We start from the raw sequence: 20,496 nt of genomic DNA, 5'->3' as shown, positions 1-20,496 counted from the left end.
GGATGTCGGGGGACCGGGCTGAGCGCTGTGCGAGTATCCTCTCACCCCAGGTTTTTTTCAATGCAGACGGCAACTTCCCCCGATGTACCTCAAGGGGTGCGTCAAGTAGAGATCGGTCCAGAGCGCGATGGCCAGCGCATCGACAACGCCCTGGTGACCCTGCTCAAAGGGGTGCCCAAGAGCATGATTTACCGGCTATTGCGCACCGGGCAGGTGCGCGTGAACGGCAAGCGCGCCAAGCCAGATACGCGTCTCAGCCAGGGCGATATGCTGCGCATCCCGCCAGTGCGGGTGGCCGAGCGCCCAGCTGAGCAGGGCGCTCCCGAGGGGGCACTGGCGGCCGTGGCCGATGCGGTGATCTTCGAGGATAAGCACTTTCTGGTGATCGATAAGCCGTCCGGCATGGCCAGCCACGGCGGTAGCGGGGTCAGCTTCGGGGCGATCGAGCTGCTTAGGCAGGCCCGCCCGAAGGATCACCTGGAACTGGTGCACCGTCTGGACCGCGACACCAGCGGAGTGCTGGTGTTCGCGCGAACCCGTGCCGGGCTGACCGGGCTACAGGCGGCGATCCGTGCCGGTGAGGTCACCAAGCAGTACCTCTGCCTGATGGTGGGACATCCTCAGAAAGCAAAGTTCGATGTAAATGCGCCCCTGAAGAAGTCGGTGCTACAGGGCGGCGAACGGATGGTGCGGGTGGCGGATGATGGCAAGCCGTCGCTCACTTTTTTCCGCGAGATGGAGCAATACCCCGGCGCGCGCCTGATGCAGGCCACCTTGGGCACAGGCCGCACCCATCAGATCCGCGTGCACGCTGCGCACATCGGCCATCCGCTGGCTGGAGACGCCAAATATGGCGATAAGGAAGCGAACAAGCGCCTCCGTGGAAAGGGATTGAATCGATTGTTTCTGCACGCCTCGCACTTGGCGTTCGAGCTGGATGGCCGCAGCTATAGCTTTTCCGCGCCATTGCCAGAAGATCTGAAGAATGTTCTGGATACGCTTGCCGCTAAAGGAAAAAGCGCGCGCTAACTTCCAGCGAGCGCACCAGGCCGCCGGTCAGACCCGATTCCACCAGCAAGGCGCAAGTCGCATGCGCCAGCGCGATCGGCAGCACGCTGCGCGAGCGCAGGAAGCACCATGCCCACCACAGCTCGCTGACAAAGCACAGCTGCATCAACATGCCGTTGGGCGTGTGCAGTAGCGCGAACACCAAGGCCACCGGAACAATCGCCCAGCCCGGCCGGAGCAAGATCTGCTCGAAGCGTCGCAGCAGCACGATCAGCATCAACCATTGCTGCAGCCAGGCCCATGCGAAATAGGCGATGACGTGTCCCAGCGGCAGCGGGCGTAACGCGTGACCATAGAAAAGAATCAGCAGCGTGGTAACTAGCAGCATGGTCAGCGGCCACAACCAGTCGCGTCCCGCTGCAGGCCAGCGCCACAACCTTTGCAAATGGCGGCGCTCGATCGCCAGCGCATAGGCCAACCCGCCACCGAACGCTGCCAAGCCTAGCGGCGTGGGGCGCAAACCCCAGTTCAAGCCCATCACCAGCCATAGCGGACCCAGCAGGCAGCCGGTGATCTCGATCCAAGGGCGCCAGCGACCTTTCACGGGTCGCCATACCAGCCAGGCCAGGGCAACGAGATATATGGCGCAGGCGATCCACGTTACAGCTGTGTGTGCGGAGACGGTTGGCGTTGCTTGCGGTGCGGCATCAGCCGGCACGATCAGCGCCGCGGGCCAGCGGGCGCGCAACTGGTCGCGCAGCGAAAGCATGGTTTCCGTGCTGGCGTCATCGGGCAGGCGGAACAACGGCATGGGCCAGTGCTGCGCACGGTCGACGGTTTGTTCGCTGAGTTCTACCTTTTCCGGCAAGTCGATAGAGACATCCTGCAAGTGCGGCATCGGCTCGGTAGTCAACAGCTCCGCCGAGGCGATGCGCAAACTTGCATGGCTGGGAAGCTGGATGCGCAAACGCAGCATCTGCGCGATGCCTGGTGTTGCACAATTGCTGTGGTCAGCGCTTTTCCAGTCGAGGCTGCGCAAGTCGACGCGCAGGCTGCGTGTGTCAGGCGTCAGCGCTCGGGCGGCAAGCGCCAGGCATGCAGGCGTCTGGCTGCCTTGCCATACCACGCCTAGCGTGCCCGCGGCGCTGCTTTGCAGTTCGAGTTGCAGGATCGGCCAGTGCCGTAGATCCAGCGACCATGCAATCGGTAATCCCAGTTCGAAAGGGCTGCCATCTTCGCCGGTGATACGCAGCGCGCCACCGTCGAGCGCTACCGTGGCGTTGCCGAACGCACGTCCTGCGATCAGGTCGTGCGGCTTGCGCAGTTGCCATCGCCACAACGGCTGACCGGTTTCTACGCGAGCCAGCTGCTGCTGGGCCTGGTCGAGCAACTGATTGGCGGCTATCCGCGCCGCCAGCCAGCCGAGCGCCACGCAGGCGACGATGGCGACCAGCAGGTAGCCGGCAAATGCCCACGCGGTCCGGATGCGCTCGGTTTTGATCAACGTTCGAGCAGGGCGTCGACGCGCGCCGCGCAGATGAAGTCGTTCAACGACAAACCGCCCACGTCATGCGTCGACCAGCGCAGCTTGCAATGCCCGTAGCCGGCCTCGATATCCGGATGGTGGTCCTCATGATTGGCCATGAAGCCCACCGCACTGATGAAGCCCAACGTGTGATGAAAGTTCTCGAAGCGGAAATCCTTCACCAAGGCGTCACCTTGCGCGCTGAGCTTCCAGCCGGGCACCAGCGGTAACAGCGCGGCAACGGCTGTCTCGTCCAACGCGTGCTCCTTGCCTTTGCGCGGCTGGCAGTGCTGGGCGGATAGCGGAAGGGCGGTCATGGCGATCTCCATCGTGCGCTCAAACGCCGAAACTGTACGCGAAAATACTCAGTACGAACATTCACTGCGAAACAGGACTAAAATGGTGCGGTATAGAGCCCGACCCGCGCGGGCCTTGAAACTAGTGGTTCCGGAGCAGGCATGATCGAGATTTCCGAACGCGCGCAGCAACATTTTCTGCGCCTACTCGCCCCGCAAGGCATCGATGGCTTAGGCATCCGCCTGCGCGTCACCTCGCCGGGCACGCCGGCTGCCGACTGCGAGCTGGAATTCTGTGAGCCGCAGGAACTCACCGGCGGCGAGTGGATAGTGGAATGCCAGGGCTTCAACTTCTACATCGAAGGCGACAGCGCACGCTGGCTGGAAAGCGCCACCATCGATTACGAACCCAATCAGACCGGTGGCCAGCTCAATATCCGCGCACCGAAGATCAAGGGCGAACTGCCAGGCATGGAAGCGGGACTGGTCGAGCGCGTGCGTTACGTACTGGATGCCGAGGTGAACCCGCGCATCGCGGCGCACGGAGGCCGCGTAAGCCTGCTCGAAGTCAACGCCGATGGCGTGGTGCTGCTGCAGTTCGGCGGCGGCTGCCATGGTTGCGGCATGGTCGACGTCACGCTCAAGCATGGCGTGGAGAAAACCTTGCGCGAACGCGTACCGGAAATCACCGCTGTGCGTGATGCGACCGACCACAAGGGCGGTGCCAATCCGTATTACAGCAAGAAGGAAGGGCAGTCCGCGATGGGCTGACGTGCTGCTGCTTTTCTCCCTACTCCCCTCCGTGGAGAGGGAGTAATCAAGTCAATCGCCCTGCACGTGCCCCTGCAACGTATCCAGCTTCGTCGACAATGACGAGTAATACGCGGCGATGTCCTGGATATCCTGATCGGAAAGCGTCGCGGTGAACCCTTTCATGATCGGGTTATTGCGGCGACCGTCCTTGTATTCGTGCAATGCCTGCTGGACGTATTCGTTGTACTGACCGGCAAGGCGCGGATATTGCGGATCGACCGCATTGCCGTCGGCGCCATGGCAGGCGAAGCAGGCGGCAGCCTTGGCCTTGCCGTTGGCGGCATTGCCGGCGGCCAGCAGCGGCGCCGAAGCCAGCGCAAGAGCCATACCGAACGAGAGCAGCGTAAGCGCGCGTTTCATGCAGATGGAATCCTTGGGGCTTTACTTCGAAGCGATGCTGGAAAGATAGGCGGCGATGTCCTGAATCTCCTGCTCGGAGAGGCTCTGCGCCTGCGCCATCATGGTCGGGTGTGTGCGATCGCCCGACTTGTACTCATGCAGCGCACTGATCAGGTATTGCTCGTTCTGCCCGACGATCTTCGGCACCGGATACTGCGGATAGGCGTTGTTGGTGCCGGGAACACCATGGCAACCGTTGCAGGTATAGACGAGCGTGCGGCCATTGGCCTTGTCGCCCGTTGCATGGGCAGGGCTGGAACAGATCAGGGCAGCGGAAACGGCGGTGAGGCCAAACAACAATTGCAGTCGAACCATCGATAGGATCCCCTCAGGTTCCAGCGGATGCATGCAACGTATTTGACCGAGTATAGAGGTTGCCGCTCAGCCGTCACAATGGGCGCAGCAGGCGGTGGGGAGCGACAAAAAGCCGCGCAGCGCGTGGCGCGCTGCGGCAAATCAGAACAGGCTCTTAAGGATGTGAATGCCGGCGGAGTATTCGCCGACGATGGTGCCCAAACTCACCAGGAAGAAGTTGAGCAGCGTGCGCGCTACACGGTTGGTCCACCAACCGCTCCAGTGCACGATGTCGTCGCGCAGGCTTTCGAAATCCGCCACGCGGGGGCGGCGTACCCACACCTCCACCATGGCGCTGATGCCGCCGGCGGGAATGCCGGGCCGGAACGGTTTGATTGGTGCGGCGACGAACGCGGCGAGAATGCTCAAGGGATGCGCGCGTGCCAGCAATGCGCCCAGCGCGGCGAAGCCGCCGGTGAACAGCACCCAGTCACGCAGGGCTTGCGCGCCCAGCGCCGTGTTGCGATGGAAGGCGTAGCCGATCGCGGCAAACACCAGCAGCACCAGCCCGACGGCGACCCACTTTGGCCATTGCGCCTTGGGCGGCGTCTGCGCCAGTTCGGCGACTGTCACGCTCGGGTCGGCCTGCTGAATGCGCAAGTGCTCGCACAGGCCTTTTAGATGTCCCGCGCCGATCACTACCAGCACCTTGCACGGATTCGCTGTCACGGAGCGCCCGGCTTCCTCGCGCAGGCGTGCCGCCATGTAAGCGTCGCGCTCGGCGATCAGGCTGCGGTACAGCGGTTCCGATTCGGTGGCGAACTCGCTGAAGGCACTTTCCAGCATGTCGCCTTGCTTGAGCTTCTCGATTTCTTTCTCATCGATCGTCTCGCGCTCGAATACGCTGGCCAGCAGACCACCGAGCAGGCCGAAACGCTGCCAGAAACCCACGCCGTGCCAGGCGCGCTTGAGCGTGGTGCCTACTTCGCGATCGATCAGCCACAGCGGCACGTTGCGTTCGGTGGCACCGTCCATCGCCGCTTTCATTTCGGCGCCGGGTTGAATGCCGTACTGATCGGCTAGGCGTTTCTGGAAGGTGGAAAGCACTAGGCTTGCTGCGACCATGCCGGCCTTGCCCTCGCGGATCACGCGAAACAGATCCATCTGCTTGAACGCTTCCGGATCGCGCATGCCTTGGGCGCGGCTTTCGCACAGCTCCACCGCGATGGCGTCGAAGGATTCGTTGGCGAGCAGCGCCTGCACCGCCTCCACGCTGCTGCGCGACACGTGCGCGGTACCCAGCACCACGTATTCCACCCCGTCGCGCTGTACGCGTTCGATCGGCTGGCCGCGGAGGTCAGGCATGGGGCGAAGATCGGTTTCGGGAACGCTCATGCGAAAGGGAGTGGCTTGGGGAATAGGCCCAGCATGGGGGTGTGGGATGCAGGGCGCAAGCCGGCGCGTGCCGACTTGCGAGCCGCGGTGTGAATCAATCGCGGAAACGGCGCAGCAGATCACCGTACGCATCAATGCGGCGGTCACGCAGGAACGGCCAGATGCGGCGCACATGTTCGCTGCGCGCCATATCGATCTCCACCACCAGCAACTGACGCTGGTCGGTGTCGGCCTGGGCCAGGAATTCGCCCTGCGGACCGGCCACGAAGCTGTTGCCCCAGAATTGGATGCCCGCGCCTACGCCGGCCGGATCGGGCTCGAAGCCGGTGCGGTTGCACGCCAGCAGTGGCAGGCCGTTCGCCACCGCGTGGCCGCGCTGCACGGTGATCCACGCTTCACGCTGACGGCTCTTTTCGGCCTGTTCGTCGTTCGGATCCCAGCCAATGGCAGTGGGATACAGCAGCAGTTCTGCACCGGCCAGCGCCATCAGCCGCGCCGCTTCCGGATACCACTGATCCCAGCACACCAGCACGCCGAGGCGGCCCACCGAGGTGTCGATCGGTTCAAAGCCCAGATCGCCCGGCGTGAAGTAGAACTTCTCGTAGAACGCCGGATCGTCCGGAATGTGCATCTTGCGATACTTGCCGGCGATCGCCGCGGAGCGGTCGAACACCACCGCTGTGTTGTGATACAGCCCGGCGGCACGCTTTTCGAACAGCGAGGCCACCACCACCAGCTTCAGCTCTTCGGCCAGCTTGCCGATGCGCGCGGTGCTATGGCCCGGAATCGTCTCCGCCGTGTCGAATTCGTCCACCGATTCGTGCTGGCAGAAATACGGGCCGTTGTGCAGCTCCTGCAGCAGCACAAGTTCGGCACCGGACGCGGCAGCTTCGCGCAAGCCAGCTTCGATGGCATCCAGGTTGGCGTCGCGGCTGCCGCGGTGCGTCTCCTGCAGCAGCGCGACCTTGAGTGTCTTGCGGGTCATGCGGGGCGTTTCCTGATCGTCGGTACGGCGAGAAACGCATATTGTAGGGGAACGGGGAGCGGGGAACAGGGAACGCTGAGCTTTTGGCGAGTGTGAAGCTTGTAGTGCGCGTTAGCGGATGAAGAATATGGCCTTGCTGCAAAGACCCTCATCGCGAGAAATTGTCCGTTCCCCGTTCCCCGTTCCCCGCTTCTCATCACCTTCCGTAAGTCAGCGTCTGCTGCGCCTTGCCCAGTACGTGGCCATGCACCATGAAACCCGCCAGCGCGGCTGTTGCATTGTCGGGAACATCGAGCTGCGGCACGTCGAGCGCATACACGGTGAACACATAGTGATGCGGCTTGTCGCCGACAGGCGGACAGGGGCCGCCCCAGGTGGTAGTGCCGTAATCATTGTGCACACCGCGCGCACCTGTCGGCAGCACGCCACCTTCCGGCAGCGAGCTGGCCGAAGCGGGCAGGTTGATCACGACCCAATGCCACCAGCCGCTGCCGGTGGGTGCATCCGGGTCGTACACGGTGATGGCGAAGCTGCGTGTACCGGCCGGCTGCCGTTGCCAATGTATCGCCGGCGCCAGATTCTGGCCGGTGCAACCGAAACCGTTGAAAGTGTATTTCTGCGCGATGTGTCCGCTGGCGTCGGCGGCGTCAACGCGCAAGGAAAAATCGCCGGCGTGTGCGGCAACGGCGCTGGCGGCGAACAGGGCGGCAATCGTACGAAGCATGGAAGGCACTCATGTGTGAACGTGCCTCGCAGAATACGCAGACGCTTGCCGCTCACCTGCCATGCGGCGCGCAATCAATCGCCTGAAACGCTCACGTTTTCCTCGCCGAGCGGAATGATCTTGCGCACCTGCGCATCCACGACGGTAGCGGAAACGATGTCGCTGCCCACGTTCACCGTGGTGCGCAGCATGTCCAGGATGCGATCCACACCCAGCACGATGCCGATACCTTCCGGCGGTACACCGAAAGTAGCCAGCAGGCCCGCGATCAACGGCAGCGAGCCGCCCGGGATGCCGGCCACCGCCACCGCGCTCAGCACCGACAGCAGCATCAGCACGAATTGCTGACTGAGCGACAGCTCCACACCGAACGTCTGCGCCACGAACAGCACTACGCAACCTTCGAACAAGGCTGTGCCGCTCATGTTCATGGTGGCGCCCAGCGGCAGCACAAAACCTGCCGTGCTCGGCGCCAGCTTCAATTCATCACGCGCCAACGCCAGTGAGGCGGGCAGGGATGCACTGCTGGAACTGGTGGAAAACGCGGTTACCAGTAGCGGCCGAATCTGCCGGAAATAAGTCAGTGGTGAGCGTTTGGTAAACACGCGCAGCCACATCGACATGGTGCCGAACAGTTGCAACGCCAGTGCCAAGGTGCAACCGATCACGAACACGGAAAGCGTCAACAGTATGCCGGGCCCCACTTTCACGATCACGCTGTAGATCATCGCCGGCACCGCGTAAGGCGCAAGCTTCAGCGCGAAACCGACGATGCCGGTCATCACGTCGCTGATGAGATCCAGCGCAGACTGCAGCTTCAACCGCTTGGCTTCGTCCAACTGCGTGGCAGCGGCGCCCACCAAGATCGCAAACACGATCAACGGCAATACGTCGCCGAGCGCGTTGCGGTTGTTGCCGACGAAGGCACCGAGCAGATTGCGCGGCATGAACATATCCACCAGCGTAGCCAGCGTCATGCCCGGCTGCGCTTGCGAGCGCTCCACCGCCTGCTGCGCGTTGCCGCCGTATTGCTGCATCAGCAGATCCTTGGCTGCAGGCGCGAGATGATGGCCGGGCTGCAGCAGGTTCATCATCAAAAGGCCGAGGGCGACGCCAATCAGCATGTTGGCGGCGAACAGCGCAAACGTGCGCCAGGCCAGTGGCCCCAGACGATCAAGCCGTCCCAGTTGCGCCACCCCGGAGGCTAGCGAGGCGAACACCAACGGGATCACCACGAAAAACAGCATGCGCAGGAAGATCTGCCCGAACGGATCGAACACGGCAGAGGATACGCGCTGTGCAGCACTCAACGTGCCGGGGTGGAATTCCCCGACACCTAGCGTAACGATGGCGGCCACCACGCCGATGATCAGACCCCAGAGAATACGCGTGGCCAGCGATTTGGAAACAGTGCTCATCCGGTGAGTCCGTGTTTGCCCAAGTCGGGCGTTAACGTATCACTTTTTGCGAGTTGCGTCGGTCGGCCGCGAGCTTATCCATCGCGCAATTCGGACGGCAGCGTGCCAAAGCGCATTCGAAAGCGCGTGGCAAAGCGCGAAGCGGAAAGATATCCGCAGTCCTCGGCGATGCGCTTGAGCGGTTGCGTGGTGGTTTGGATCAAGGCGAGTGCGCGGCACAGGCGCACTTCTTCTAGCACGGCGCGGAAACTCGTGCCTTCGGCGGCGAGCTTGCGCCGCAACGTGGCCGCGCTCATCGCCAGTTGCGCGGTCAGGTCCTCAGCACGCCATGCACGTTCCGGCGTGGCGGCAATCGTGAGACGTACGCGTTCTGCGATGCCAGACTCATGCAGCGCTGGCCGAAAACCACCCAGGCCTAGCGCTTCCAGCAATTCGCGCACGCGATGTACCAATACGGCTTCTGGCAATTGCTGCTGCAGCCCCGCCTCGGCATGGGCGAATGCTTGATCCAGCATGGGATACGGCGGCAGCACCGCCCAGCGTGTCGGCGTAGCATCCGCCGGGCATGTCTTCTGCAGCAATTCGCGCGACACCGCGATGCAACTGGATCGATAAGGCACGTCGCCGGCCGGCAGGTTTTCCACGTTCAGCAGCGTGCCGGGCGTTACTACCAGATAGTGGCCCGGTTCCATCGCCGAACGCTGCGTGCCGTCGGCAAGCCGCTTTTGCCCGCTCTGGATGCGTGCCACGATGAAATCGTCGAACGGCACCGCAGCCATGCGTTGATGGCGCCTTGCGTAGTAATGCAGCAGCGCAACGCTCATGCAGTCGTTGCTAACCCAGCAGGCCCGCCGGCAGCTGCATGGTGATGCAATGCAGGCTGCCGTTCTGCCAGATCAACGGGCGGCAGGGAATCTGCACCACGATGCGACCGGGATGCGCCGTGCCGATGATGCGCGCGGCTTCGTCATCGACTGCATCGCCGTAGGCAGGAACCAGCACAGCGCCGTTGACGATCAGGTAATTCGCGTAGGACGCTGCAAGCCGACGACCGTCGTCGAGGATTGGCTTGGCCCACGGCAACGGATACAGCGTGTACGGCTTGCCATCCGGCGTGCGCAATGCAGCCAGCTCTTCGCCCATGCGCGTAAGTTCGGCGTGATGCACGTCGCTTGCATCGTCGCAGGCCTGATAGACGATGCGATCGCCCGGCGCGAAACGCGCCAGCGTGTCGATGTGCGCATCGGTGTCGTCGCCTTCCAGATAGCCGTAATCGAGCCACAGCACGCGTTTGGCGTGCAGGCTGTCGCGTAGGATCGCGCTCATGTCATCGCGCGACTGCTCCGGATGCCGCTGCACCAGGCAGCGCCAGGTGGTGAGAATAGTGCCTGTGCCATCGCTTTCGATGCCACCGCCTTCCAGCGCCCAGTCGATGCGCTTGTGCCCGGCCGAACCGAATACGCCGGCTTGCACCAATCCGGCGATCAAGGCGTCATCCTGCTCCGCACCGAACTTGCCGCCCCAGCCGGTGAAGCGGAAATCGGTGAGCTGGAACCGGTTGTCTTCGCTGCGCAAGGTGATCGGGCCGGAGTCGCGTAACCAGGTGTCGTCGTAGGGCAGCTCCACAAACCTGATGCGCGAGAGATCGGCGTTGGCGCCTTGCAGTTTCGCCGTGACGTGCGCATGCAAGCCCGCATCGGCCACCACGATGATCAGCGGCTGAAACCGGGTGATTGCCGCGGCCAGCGCGGTGTACGTGGATTCCACCTGTTCGAGCCGCTCGGCCCAATCAGTACCGGCATGCGGCCAGGCAATCAACACGGCGGCCTGCGGCTCCCATTCGGCCGGCAGGCGCAAGCTGGAATCGGTCATGGGGACGACACTCGCGCTAAGGGGAATCGCCCGGCGCGAAGCCGGGCAGGCAAGTGTGGAAGTTTACGATGCCGTCGGCTATTGCGCGAGGCGCTGCTATCTAACTGATGCTTGAACTTGCGTCGTCGTCATTCCGGCGAAGGCCGGAATCCAGTCCAAATACGCGTCCGAAGGACACAAAACCGATGTTGAGTGCTTCGCGCGACGTATTGAAACTGGATTCCGGCCTTCGCCGGAATGACGAATGTGGGTATCTCGCTGGCGACATCTTCATGCAGAAGCAGAAGAGATCGCGAAGATCAGTTCACCGCATCCGGACTGCGATTGTTCCCCGCCGGCGTATTCAACACCGCATGAATCACATGGCTCTTCTCGAAGTACACGATGAAATTGGCGTATTCCCAGCGATTGATCGTGGGATGATGAGCCGAATCGCCACCGCGCGGCGAGAGCTTGCGCAGCGGTGCACCGTAGTTCTTCTCCACCTGCGCCATGCTCATCCCGCGAGCCGGCAGGTTCATGCCTTTCTCTTCCTGCACGCGCTGGCGCAGCGTGTCCTGGGCGTGGGCAGCCTGCGACGTGGTCAACCCGGCGAGGGCCAGGGCTGCCAGCAAGGGCAGGGTGTAGCGATGCTTGAACATGATTCCCCTCTCCGCACAAAGCGTTGCTGCGCCGTTGTAGCAGAACTGTCAGCGCCGTGCTACGAGCAAAAACCACAGATGTGAACCAGGAACGATCTGATCCATCCTGCGCAGGCGTCACCGGCTCTGTCTGTCCGCATCTCTTCGGTCCGTCGTCTCGACAGACGGCCAGTCTGCCTTCGCCGACGGCCCTATGATCTGCGAACAGACAGAACCGGTGACACCCACGCAGAATGAATCAGAGCGTCCCAGACCGTTATGATGTACGGCTTCGGGTGCCTCCGCCCGGTCTTAGCCTGATTCCTCATGATTGCGTTCCGCCACTTCGCCCTGCGCCGCGGCAGCCGGTTGCTGCTTTCCGATATCGACCTGGTCATCCAAAGCGGCTGGCGCCTCGGCGTGGTGGGCCGCAACGGCTGCGGCAAGTCCAGCCTGTTCGCCGCGTTGCAAGGGCAGATCGAAGCCGATGCCGGCGAACTGGATATGCCGGCTAGGCTGCATCTTGCCTCGGTAGCGCAGGAAACGCCGTCCTTGCCGGACCCGGCCATCGAGTACGTGATGGGCGGCGATGTGGAACTGGCGACCGCCTTGCGCGACGAACTGGATGCGCAAGCGCGTGGCGACACCGAGGCGATGGCGCGTGCGCATCATCGCATCGAAGAACTCCACGGCTACGACGCCCGCGCCCGCGCCGGCCGCTTGCTGCATGGTCTGGGCTTCAGCCCGGACACGCACGAGCGTGCCGTCAGCGAGTTTTCCGGCGGCTGGCGCGTGCGCCTGAACTTGGCCCGCGCGCTGATGGCGCCATCCGATCTGCTGCTGCTCGACGAGCCCACCAACCACTTGGATCTCGACGCCGTGCTGTGGCTGGAGGAATGGCTACGCCGCTACCAGGGCACCTTGCTGGTGATTTCGCATGACCGCGAATTCCTCGACGGCGTGATCACCCACACCCTGCATCTCAACGAGGGCAGGGCCAAGCTCTACGCCGGCAATTACAGCGCATTCGAGCGCCAGCGCGCCGAACAACTGCGCCTGCAGCAGATCGCACACGAGCGCGAACAAGCCGAGCGTGCGCATCTGCAGTCCTTCATCGATCGCTTCAAGGCCAAGGCCAGCAAAGCCAAGCAGGCACAGTCGCGCATGAAGCGGCTGGAAAAGATGGCCGGAACGGAAGCGGTGCGGGCGGAGCGTTCGTTCCACTTCCAGTTCGCCGTGCCGGAGCGGTTGCCGGATTCGATGCTGCAGTTGGAAGAAGTGGAAGCCGGCTACCCAGGTGAGCAAGGCCAGCCGCCGGCAGTCATTCTTCGCGACGTGCGTTTTCGCCTGGAAGCCGGTGAACGCGTCGGTCTGCTCGGGCCCAACGGCGCGGGCAAATCCACGCTGGTGAAGACCCTGGTCGGCGAACTCGCGCCGCTCGGTGGCGAACGCAAGGTGCACAAAGACCTGAAGATCGGCTACTTCGCCCAGCACACGGTGGAAAGCCTGCGCGAAGGCGCCAGCCCGTTCGATCATCTGCAGGACAAAGCGCCCGGCGTCGCCGCGCAGGTGTTGCGCGATTTCCTCGGCGGCTGGAATTTCGCCGGCGATCGCGCGTTTGAATCCGTCGATGGTTTTTCTGGCGGCGAACGTGCACGCCTTGCGTTGGCGCTGATTGCCTGGGACAAGCCCAATCTCTTGCTGCTCGACGAGCCGACCAACCATCTTGATCTCGACATGCGCGAAGCCTTGGCCGACGCGTTGGCCGACTTCGACGGCGCGCTCGTGCTCGTTTCACATGATCGCCATCTGCTCGGCATGGTCTGCGACAGCTTCTGGCGCGTCGCCGACCACAAAGTCGAATCGTTCGACGGCGATCTGGACGATTACGCCCGTTGGCTGCGCTCACGTGGCGGCGCGCCGAAGAAAGCGGAGGCGGAAGCCAAACCGGCGGAATCCGCCGCCGACCGCCGCCGCGCGGCCGCTGCGCAGCGCGAGAGCGAAAAAGCATCGCGTCAGCGCATAAAAAAGATTGAAGCGCGTGTCGCCGCGATCGATGAAGAACTGACCAAGCTGGAGCAGAAGCTTGCCGATCCGGCAACCTATAACGGCTCGACTGCTGAGCTGATGAAACTCGGCCAGCGCCAGGCGGAGCTGCGCAAGGAGAAGGAAACGCTCGAAGCCGAATGGCTGGAGCTGTACGAACTGCTGGAAGCCTCAGCGTAAGATGGAGACTGCATCGCATCACGTGGAATGCTGGCTGCCCAATCTGCAGCGTTTCGATGTTACGCATCCGCTGCGAGTGTTGTTGCAACGAAGCGATCGTCTCCCGGACGGTGCAAAAGGATACCTCGGCGGCCTGGCGTCCTATTTTCAATGCGACGGCGACATCCCTGCGGCAGCGCTGACGCGCGAGCATCTTGCCGGCGATGCTGCCGATGCCTGCTGGCTTAGCGCCGATCCCGCCTGGGTGCAGCCGGACATGAGCGGCGCGCGGCTGATGGCCTGCGGCCAGTTGCCGTTGAGCATGGACGAAGCGCACGTGTTGGCCGAACCTTTGCGGCCGATCTTCGCCGACGAAGGCATGACGTTGCTGATTTCTTCACCGCAACGCTGGCACCTGCGTTTGTCCACGCAGATGCCGCTGCCCGACTTCGCCGCGCCGGAGCAAGCGCTTGGCGAAGATCTCTACGAACATCTGCCGCAAGGCCCGGAAACCCGTCGTTGGCGCGTGCTGTTCAACGAAGTGCAGGTGCTGCTGCATCAGCATCCGCATAACGCCCGCCGACGCGAGCACGGCTTGCCGCCGATCAACAGTCTATGGTTCTGGGGTGGTGGCGTCCTGCCGTCGCGTGTAGAAACTGCGTTGCATGGCGTGATCGGCGAAGACGTGCTGTTGCTGGCGCTGGCGCAGCGTGCCGGCGTTCCCATGCAAAAGCGCGGTACCGCGACAGTGGATGCAGCACAAAAGGGTTGGTTGATCGATCTGCAGGATCAACCGGTAGATGCCATCGCGACGGATTGGTGGCCGCGCTTGCAGACACTCGGCAAACGCTCACCGCTGCTGTTGTCATTTGCCAGCGGCGAACGCTGGCTGTATCGCCCGTGGCATCGTCTGCGCTTCTGGCGGCGGCGCGCAATATGACCCTGCAAATATTGAAGCGACGCCCGCTGCTGGGCGAGCCGGCAGGTTGGGGCGATGCCGTGCATCCGGTGCTGCAGCGCATTTATGCCGCTCGTGGCGTGTTGAGCCCCGAGCAGGCCGAGCATCGTTTAAACCGCTTGCTCGCGCCGCAGCAGATGAGTGGTATGCAACAGGCCGTCGCGCTGCTCGCTGAAGCGATCCGCGACGATGTATCGATCATGATCGCTGGCGACTACGATTGCGACGGCGCCACCGGCAGCGCGGTCGCCGTGCGCGGCTTGCGCATGCTCGGCGCACAGCGTGTGGATTACGTGGTGCCCAACCGTTTCGTGCATGGCTACGGACTCACGCCGGAGCTGGTGGCGTCCTTACCGTCGCACGCGCAACTCATCGTCACGGTCGACAACGGCATCGCCGGCGTAAGCGGTGTGGCCGCCGCACGTGCACGCGGCATGCGTGTGATCGTCACCGATCACCATCTGCCCGGCGATCATCTGCCGGAGGCGGATGCCATCGTGAATCCCAACGTGCAGGGCGATGGCTTTCCCAGCAAGGCGCTGGCTGGCGTGGGCGTGATGTTCTACGTGCTGCTGGCCTTGCGCGCGCATCTGCGCGAGCTGGATTGGTTCGCCTCGAAGCTGGAGCCGGATCTATCCATTCTGCTGGACCTGGTTGCGCTGGGCACCGTGGCCGACCTGGTGCCGCTGGATTTCAACAATCGCGTGCTGGTCGAAGCCGGCATGAAACGGCTTCGCAGCGGTCGCGGCTGTGCCGGCATCCTGGCTTTGATCGAGGCCAGCCAGCGCAGCGTGGCCTCGCTATGCGCCAGCGACTTCGCTTATGCGCTTGGCCCGCGTTTGAATGCCGCCGGACGGCTTGAAGACATGCGAATCGGTGTGGAATGCCTGCTCACCGACGATGCCGTGCAAGCGCGCCGTTATGCGCAGCTCCTGAGTTCCATCAATCAGGAGCGACGCGATCTGCAGGCGGCGATGGTGGCCGAAGCGGAAGTGATGGTGGCTGGCGCAGCCAGCGTGGATGTGCAGACCGTCGGCGTCACCTTGTTCGAACCGAGTTGGCATGCGGGCGTGGTAGGTTTGGTCGCATCCAAACTGAAAGAGCGCCTGCATCGTCCGGTGATCGCTTTTGCGCCGGCGGGCGAGGACGATCCTGATCACCTGCGCGGTTCGGCACGCTCCATCGCCGGCTTTCATATCCGCGATGCGCTAGCGGTGGTCGATGCGCGCCATCCAGGTTTGATCGAGCGCTTCGGCGGCCACGCCATGGCCGCCGGCTTGAGCCTGCCTACGCGGCATTACCCACGTTTCGCCGAAGCCTTCGACGCGGTGGCACGCGAATGGTTGAGCGAAGAACAACTGCAGGCGGTGCTCTACACCGACGGCGAGATGCCTGCCGGCATGTTGACGCTGGAGATGGCGCGCACATTGCGCTATGCCGGCCCATGGGGTCAGGCGTTTCCCGAGCCGGTGTTCGAGAACCGCTTCGAATGTTTCAGCTGGCGTCCGATGGGTGAGCGCCATTTGCGCCTTAGCTTGCGCGATCCGCGCGACGATGTCGTGCACGACGCGGTGATGTTCAATGCCTACGACGGCAAACCGCCGCCGCCGATGCTGCGTGCGGCATATGAGCTGACCATCAACGACTGGCAGGGCAGGGAATCGCCACGGCTTTTGTTGCGTTACATGGAACCGGTGTAACGGTGCGCCCGACTACACAGCAGTGAGTCACCGAAAAATTTCACACGACTTCACTTGAGCTTGCGGTTAAATGGCACTTGGATAGTTCACATGCGAAGCACCAAGGAGCATCGTCATGATCGAGCAACTTCCTTCCCTGCCGGCGGGTGTCCTCGGTTTTCGCATGCGTGGCTTGGTGACCGCGCAGGACTACGAGGAAGTGATGGTGCCGGATATCGAGGCGGCTTTTGCGTTGAACCGCAAGCTGCGCCTGTTGATCCACATCGGTGATGATTTCACTGGCTTCGCCCCCGGTGCGATGTGGGACGACGTAAAGCTTGGTTTTCGCCACATCAGCGGCTGGGAGCGCACGGCGCTGGTCACGGATGTCGGCTGGGTTCGCGTGATGTCGAGCATGTTCGGATTTGCCATGCCCACGCAATTTAAGTTGTTCTCCGACGCCGAACTGGATGAAGCGATTCGTTGGGCATCTTCCATCTGAAGCCGCCGCAATGGTAGGTTGGCTATTTGATGAAGCTGTACTGCACCGAACCCTGGATACGCGTATCGGTGTTGTAACGGTTGTCCTGCACTTCCAGCCGGCCGTGCAGCAATTCCAAACCTACGGTGAGCGTGGGCGCAGGCGTCCATAGCAGATTGGCTGCACCGTAATTGCTGTCGCGGAAATCGGTCGCGCCGAGCCAGGATGAACGCGGCATACGCAGCGCGCCATAGACCAAGTTGCTGCGCCAGTTTTCGCTCCAGTAATGCGTATAGCCGGCGTAGGCGCCCCATTCGCTCAATATATGCAGCCTGCCGTCCTGGCTTACGACGGCATCCAGATTGGCGCCGCCCAGATCGTTGAGATAACGCGCGATACCTTTACCCCAGTTGAGACCGAACATCAGCAGGTCGCCGTAGGAGGCAAAGCTGCCCAGCTTGAACGAACCGGTCAGCTGCGCACCGCCTGCCAGCATGCGGCGGTTCTGTTCGTTGTCGCTGTAACCGAGCTGGCGCACCAGGCCGCCCAGTTGCAGATGGCCCCAGTTTTGTTCGGTCCGCACCGCTGCGATCACGTCCGGCATGTGTTGCGTGCCATGCACGTTCATCGAAGGATCGAAGGCGCTTACCTCGGAGGAAGGCTGTTCGGCAGCCAACGTCAGGCTGCTGCTTTCGCCCAGATGGAAGAACTGATGGATGCCCGCGCGCCGCGTCGCGATCACGCTGTTGGGACCGGCAAAATCCAGCGTATCGGGAATCGCATCAACGTCGGTGAAGGACGACCAGCCGAAACCCGCATACGTGTTGCCGAGCTGGCCATAAGCCTGGCGCAGGCGGAAACCATACTGGCCATTGCCGCCGCCGTAGAAATCGTTCTCGAAATAGAAGCGCAGCGTTTCGTCGAAAATGGTCGGGCGTCGGATGTCCAGGCTGAAGCGTGTCTGGCGTGCCTGCAGATTGAAGTTGCCGCTGTTGTCGTGCGGCGCGGGCACCGGAATGGCCGAGGTGGCGAACGCATCCGGTGAACCGATGCTGCGGGTGTCGTAGATCATGTCCAGCTTGGCGTAGCCGCCGATGCGGGCGATGGTCTCCGTACCGGGAATCTGGATGAAGCCTTGCAGCGCCGGATCGGTAGGTGGCGCTTCGTTGTCGATGCGCGAGGCGGAATCCTGGTCCTCGGACACGCTTTGCTGGGGCGGCAGCGGCGAGCGTTCCGCGTGGGAGAGCCCGAGCGCATCCACCTGGGTGCTGGGCACCTCGGTAACCTGCGTGGCGGCGGCACTCGCTGCGGTAGGCGACGCCGAGGGCGCGGGCGCCGCGGCTGGGGTGGTCGGCGTGACGGTTTGCACCCGTTCCGCTTTCAGCGCCTTCACCTCGGCCTGCAGGGCCTGCACTGTTGTCTTCAGTTCGTCCACTTCCTGCTGCAGCCGTTGCGTCTGGTCCTGCGCAAACGCAGCAGGCGACAGCAAGGCAAACGTCAGCAAGCTGCCCAAGCACTTCGTCCGTCCCATGGTTCGTCCCTCGAATGGAAGCGCGCTTTACATGGTGGGAGTCAGGCCGGTCTCCCCAGAACCCTTGGCCGGCGTGAAATCTCAGCAAGCAGAGAGGCAAGGCGACGTGAAGGAAAGCGGTTGGTCGGGCAGGATGTGCACGGCGCGTGACGGCTTGCGCACCGTTCCGGCTTGTGCTGTAGTCGGCCCCATGCACGCCTTCCTTGCCCGCCACCCACAAAATTTCGCCGCCCTCGCGGTCGATGCTGCCGTGGCTGCAACGTTCCTGAATAACAACGCTAATAACAATACCTGCAACCGCGGGTGGGCCAGCGTGTAGACGAAAGAACCAACCATACACACGCAAAAGGGCCCGCCAAAGTGCGGGCCCTTTTGTTTTTCAGCGTTTTACTCACCGAGCGAACTAAAGGAAATCCACCATGTGCGCCATTTTTGGAATGTTCGATCTTCAGCCGGGCGACGACCTGGCCGCCTTACGCCTGCTGGCCCTGGAGCTGTCACAGCGCCAGCGCCATCGCGGGCCGGATTGGAGCGGAGTATTCGTGGACACCGGCGTGATCCTGGTGCACGAGCGCCTGGCCATCGTCGATCCGGCCAGCGGCGCGCAGCCGCTGCGCTCGCGCGACGGCCATCTTGCGCTGGCAGTGAACGGCGAGATCTACAACCATCGCGAGCTGCGCGCGCACAGCGGCTACGATTTCACCACCGGTTCGGACTGCGAAGTGATCAACGCGCTCTACCGCGAACACGGTGCGGATTTCCTCAACAAGCTCAACGGCATTTTTTCGTTCGCCCTGTGGGATGGCGATGCGAAGCGTTACTTGATCGCGCGTGATCCCATCGGCGTATGTCCACTGTATTGGGGCCACGATGCGCAAGGGCGGCTATGCGTGGCCTCGGAGATGAAGGCGCTGGTTGGCGTGTGCGCGGACGTCGCACCCTTTCCGCCGGGACACGTATACGACAACGCCACAGGGGAATTGCAGCGCTATTACGAGCGTCCGTGGCGTGATTACGTGGCGACGAAAGGCCACGGCCCAGGCGAATTGCGCAAAGCGTTCGAGCAGGCCGTGCATCGTCAGTTGATGACGGACGTGCCTTACGGCGTGCTGCTGTCAGGCGGTCTGGATTCCTCGCTGGTTGCCGCCTGTGCGGCACGTTTTGCGCGCGAGCGCGTGGAAGATGACGACCGCAGCGAAGCTTGGTGGCCGCGCCTGCATTCCTTTGCCATCGGTTTGGAAGGCTCGCCCGATCTGGCCGCGGCAAAGGTGGTGGCTGATGCACTGGGTACCGTGCACCACGGTTTCGTCTACAACTTCTGGGAAGGGTTGGATGCATTGCCGGAAGTCATCCGCCACATCGAAACCTACGACGTCACCACCATCCGCGCCTCCACGCCCATGTACCTGCTGGCCCGGCGCATCAAGGCGATGGGGGTGAAGATGGTGCTTTCCGGCGAGGGGGCGGACGAAATCTTCGGCGGCTATTTGTATTTCCACAAAGCGCCTTCGGCCGAAGCCTTCCACGAGGAAACCGTGCGCAAGCTCGACGCGCTACACAGCTACGACTGCCTGCGCGCGAACAAGTCGATGATGGCGTGGGGCGTGGAGGCGCGCGTGCCGTTCCTCGATCTGGAATTCATGGAAACGGCCATGAGCATGGATGCCGCGCACAAGATGGCCGGCAACGGGCGCATCGAAAAAGCCGTGCTGCGCGAAGCCTTTGCCGGTGCGCTACCGGAATCCATCCTGTGGCGACAGAAGGAGCAATTCAGCGATGGCGTGGGCTATGGCTGGATCGACGGTCTGAAAGCGCACGCCGAGCAGGCGGTAAGCGATCGCGAATTCGCCGCCGCCGCTTCCCGCTATCCCTTCAACACGCCGGCGACGAAAGAGGCCTATCTGTATCGCCGCATCTTCGAGAAATTCTTCCCCGGCGAAGCCTCCGCCGCGACAGTGCCGGGCGGCAAGTCGATCGCCTGCTCATCGCCCGCGGCGCTGGCGTGGGATCCGGCGTTTGCAGCGATGGCCGATCCGTCCGGACGTGCTGTGCGCGGGGTGCATGCGAATGCGTTGGAGGCTGTGCCGTAATCGCACGCTGTTTCTTCTTCTCCTCTCCGGGGACCTGATTAGCGTCGAATCTCAGTTACACCTCATCGTCGCCCCGGCGAAAGCCGGGGTCCAGAGCCTTTTAGGCAATTCCAAGTCACTGGATTCCGGCCTTCGCCGGAATGACGGCGAGGCGGACGGTGGGATCATCGCAAGCCTCTCCATTTCCACCCTCAACTAGGCGC

General features: G+C 62.8%; 19 protein-coding genes. 7 read left to right on the top strand and 12 right to left on the bottom strand.

What is annotated here, in order from left to right:
• Window positions 1–60: 60 nt before the first annotated feature.
• On the top strand, window positions 61–1,029 hold the full coding sequence (locus ISP18_RS02935) for an RluA family pseudouridine synthase (RefSeq protein ID WP_380016860.1): 969 nt from the start codon (window positions 61–63) through the stop codon (window positions 1,027–1,029).
• On the opposite strand, the gene ISP18_RS02930 is transcribed toward ISP18_RS02935, so the two are convergent.
• Complete coding sequence (locus ISP18_RS02930; protein ID WP_380016858.1) at window positions 1,007–2,512, bottom strand: CPBP family intramembrane glutamic endopeptidase; 1,506 nt, start codon at window positions 2,510–2,512, stop codon at window positions 1,007–1,009. The two genes, ISP18_RS02935 and ISP18_RS02930, sit on opposite strands and share 23 nt — an antisense overlap.
• Complete coding sequence (locus ISP18_RS02925; RefSeq protein ID WP_380016856.1) at window positions 2,509–2,850, bottom strand: 4a-hydroxytetrahydrobiopterin dehydratase; 342 nt, start codon at window positions 2,848–2,850, stop codon at window positions 2,509–2,511. The genes ISP18_RS02930 and ISP18_RS02925 overlap by 4 nt, the downstream gene beginning before the upstream one ends.
• Window positions 2,851–2,991: 141 nt before the next feature.
• On the opposite strand from ISP18_RS02925, the gene ISP18_RS02920 reads away from it, so the two are divergent.
• On the top strand, window positions 2,992–3,600 hold the full coding sequence (locus ISP18_RS02920) for an NfuA family Fe-S biogenesis protein (protein ID WP_380016854.1): 609 nt from the start codon (window positions 2,992–2,994) through the stop codon (window positions 3,598–3,600).
• 51 nt (window positions 3,601–3,651) lie between these two features.
• Here ISP18_RS02920 and ISP18_RS02915 read toward each other — a convergent pair whose 3' ends face one another.
• The 9 genes from ISP18_RS02915 to ISP18_RS02875 form a co-directional block, all read right to left on the bottom strand.
• Complete coding sequence (locus tag ISP18_RS02915) at window positions 3,652–4,002, bottom strand: c-type cytochrome (protein ID WP_380016852.1); 351 nt, start codon at window positions 4,000–4,002, stop codon at window positions 3,652–3,654.
• 21 nt (window positions 4,003–4,023) lie between these two features.
• Window positions 4,024–4,356, bottom strand: a complete 333-nt coding sequence (locus tag ISP18_RS02910; RefSeq protein ID WP_380016850.1) for a c-type cytochrome — start codon at window positions 4,354–4,356, stop codon at window positions 4,024–4,026.
• A 141-nt stretch (window positions 4,357–4,497) separates the two neighbouring features.
• The gene (locus ISP18_RS02905) at window positions 4,498–5,730 is read right to left on the bottom strand and encodes a TraB/GumN family protein (protein WP_380016848.1); all 1,233 of its coding nucleotides are present in this window, start codon (window positions 5,728–5,730) and stop codon (window positions 4,498–4,500) included.
• A 94-nt stretch (window positions 5,731–5,824) separates the two neighbouring features.
• Window positions 5,825–6,715: a carbon-nitrogen hydrolase gene (locus ISP18_RS02900; protein ID WP_380016846.1), complete on the bottom strand. Its 891-nt coding sequence runs from the start codon at window positions 6,713–6,715 to the stop codon at window positions 5,825–5,827.
• Between the two features lie 196 nt (window positions 6,716–6,911).
• Window positions 6,912–7,439, bottom strand: coding sequence for a YbhB/YbcL family Raf kinase inhibitor-like protein (locus tag ISP18_RS02895; protein WP_380016845.1), 528 nt, complete (start codon window positions 7,437–7,439; stop codon window positions 6,912–6,914).
• Between the two features lie 74 nt (window positions 7,440–7,513).
• Window positions 7,514–8,857 carry a dicarboxylate/amino acid:cation symporter gene (locus tag ISP18_RS02890; RefSeq protein WP_380016843.1) on the bottom strand — a complete coding sequence of 448 codons (1,344 nt, stop codon included), beginning with the start codon at window positions 8,855–8,857 and terminating at the stop codon, window positions 7,514–7,516.
• Window positions 8,858–8,931: 74 nt separating this feature from the next.
• Window positions 8,932–9,681, bottom strand: coding sequence for a helix-turn-helix transcriptional regulator (locus ISP18_RS02885; protein ID WP_380016841.1), 750 nt, complete (start codon window positions 9,679–9,681; stop codon window positions 8,932–8,934).
• A 10-nt stretch (window positions 9,682–9,691) separates the two neighbouring features.
• Window positions 9,692–10,729, bottom strand: coding sequence for an agmatine deiminase family protein (locus tag ISP18_RS02880; protein WP_380016839.1), 1,038 nt, complete (start codon window positions 10,727–10,729; stop codon window positions 9,692–9,694).
• Between the two features lie 299 nt (window positions 10,730–11,028).
• Window positions 11,029–11,370 (bottom strand): hypothetical protein, encoded by a 342-nt coding sequence (locus tag ISP18_RS02875; RefSeq protein ID WP_380016837.1) that lies wholly within the window; start codon window positions 11,368–11,370, stop codon window positions 11,029–11,031.
• A 306-nt stretch (window positions 11,371–11,676) separates the two neighbouring features.
• Here ISP18_RS02875 and abc-f point away from each other — a divergent pair, with 306 nt between their 5' ends.
• From abc-f to ISP18_RS02855, 4 genes are all read left to right on the top strand, one after another.
• Window positions 11,677–13,575 (top strand): ribosomal protection-like ABC-F family protein, encoded by a 1,899-nt coding sequence (gene abc-f, locus ISP18_RS02870; RefSeq protein ID WP_380016835.1) that lies wholly within the window; start codon window positions 11,677–11,679, stop codon window positions 13,573–13,575.
• A gap of 1 nt (window position 13,576) precedes the next feature.
• Entirely contained in the window at window positions 13,577–14,494 is a 918-nt protein-coding gene (locus tag ISP18_RS02865; protein ID WP_380016833.1) for a phosphoglycerate mutase, read from the top strand.
• On the top strand, window positions 14,491–16,212 hold the full coding sequence (gene recJ / locus ISP18_RS02860) for a single-stranded-DNA-specific exonuclease RecJ (protein WP_380016831.1): 1,722 nt from the start codon (window positions 14,491–14,493) through the stop codon (window positions 16,210–16,212). Before ISP18_RS02865 ends, recJ begins: the two co-directional genes overlap by 4 nt.
• Before the next feature lie 115 nt (window positions 16,213–16,327).
• Window positions 16,328–16,693: a SpoIIAA family protein gene (locus ISP18_RS02855; protein ID WP_380016829.1), complete on the top strand. Its 366-nt coding sequence runs from the start codon at window positions 16,328–16,330 to the stop codon at window positions 16,691–16,693.
• A 22-nt stretch (window positions 16,694–16,715) separates the two neighbouring features.
• On the opposite strand, the gene ISP18_RS02850 is transcribed toward ISP18_RS02855, so the two are convergent.
• Window positions 16,716–18,203: a DcaP family trimeric outer membrane transporter gene (locus ISP18_RS02850; protein ID WP_380016827.1), complete on the bottom strand. Its 1,488-nt coding sequence runs from the start codon at window positions 18,201–18,203 to the stop codon at window positions 16,716–16,718.
• A 419-nt stretch (window positions 18,204–18,622) separates the two neighbouring features.
• Here ISP18_RS02850 and asnB point away from each other — a divergent pair, with 419 nt between their 5' ends.
• Window positions 18,623–20,293: an asparagine synthase B gene (gene asnB, locus ISP18_RS02845; RefSeq protein WP_380016825.1), complete on the top strand. Its 1,671-nt coding sequence runs from the start codon at window positions 18,623–18,625 to the stop codon at window positions 20,291–20,293.
• Window positions 20,294–20,496 lie beyond the last annotated feature (203 nt).

This window comes from Dyella humi (genome assembly GCF_044904605.1).
Classification (GTDB): domain Bacteria; phylum Pseudomonadota; class Gammaproteobacteria; order Xanthomonadales; family Rhodanobacteraceae; genus Dyella_B; species Dyella_B humi.
This window is presented reverse-complemented; position numbering and strand designations above follow the sequence as displayed.

Coding starts and splice junctions, on each gene's coding strand:
- ISP18_RS02935 (WP_380016860.1), top strand. CDS start 61: ATGCAGACGGCAACTTCCCCCGATGTACCTCAAGGGGTGCGTCAAGTA.
- ISP18_RS02925 (WP_380016856.1), bottom strand. CDS start 2,850: ATGACCGCCCTTCCGCTATCCGCCCAGCACTGCCAGCCGCGCAAAGGC.
- ISP18_RS02920 (WP_380016854.1), top strand. CDS start 2,992: ATGATCGAGATTTCCGAACGCGCGCAGCAACATTTTCTGCGCCTACTC.
- ISP18_RS02915 (WP_380016852.1), bottom strand. CDS start 4,002: ATGAAACGCGCGCTTACGCTGCTCTCGTTCGGTATGGCTCTTGCGCTG.
- ISP18_RS02910 (WP_380016850.1), bottom strand. CDS start 4,356: ATGGTTCGACTGCAATTGTTGTTTGGCCTCACCGCCGTTTCCGCTGCC.
- ISP18_RS02905 (WP_380016848.1), bottom strand. CDS start 5,730: ATGAGCGTTCCCGAAACCGATCTTCGCCCCATGCCTGACCTCCGCGGC.
- ISP18_RS02900 (WP_380016846.1), bottom strand. CDS start 6,715: ATGACCCGCAAGACACTCAAGGTCGCGCTGCTGCAGGAGACGCACCGC.
- ISP18_RS02895 (WP_380016845.1), bottom strand. CDS start 7,439: ATGCTTCGTACGATTGCCGCCCTGTTCGCCGCCAGCGCCGTTGCCGCA.
- ISP18_RS02890 (WP_380016843.1), bottom strand. CDS start 8,857: ATGAGCACTGTTTCCAAATCGCTGGCCACGCGTATTCTCTGGGGTCTG.
- ISP18_RS02885 (WP_380016841.1), bottom strand. CDS start 9,681: ATGAGCGTTGCGCTGCTGCATTACTACGCAAGGCGCCATCAACGCATG.
- ISP18_RS02880 (WP_380016839.1), bottom strand. CDS start 10,729: ATGACCGATTCCAGCTTGCGCCTGCCGGCCGAATGGGAGCCGCAGGCC.
- ISP18_RS02875 (WP_380016837.1), bottom strand. CDS start 11,370: ATGTTCAAGCATCGCTACACCCTGCCCTTGCTGGCAGCCCTGGCCCTC.
- abc-f (WP_380016835.1), top strand. CDS start 11,677: ATGATTGCGTTCCGCCACTTCGCCCTGCGCCGCGGCAGCCGGTTGCTG.
- ISP18_RS02865 (WP_380016833.1), top strand. CDS start 13,577: ATGGAGACTGCATCGCATCACGTGGAATGCTGGCTGCCCAATCTGCAG.
- recJ (WP_380016831.1), top strand. CDS start 14,491: ATGACCCTGCAAATATTGAAGCGACGCCCGCTGCTGGGCGAGCCGGCA.
- ISP18_RS02855 (WP_380016829.1), top strand. CDS start 16,328: ATGATCGAGCAACTTCCTTCCCTGCCGGCGGGTGTCCTCGGTTTTCGC.
- ISP18_RS02850 (WP_380016827.1), bottom strand. CDS start 18,203: ATGGGACGGACGAAGTGCTTGGGCAGCTTGCTGACGTTTGCCTTGCTG.
- asnB (WP_380016825.1), top strand. CDS start 18,623: ATGTGCGCCATTTTTGGAATGTTCGATCTTCAGCCGGGCGACGACCTG.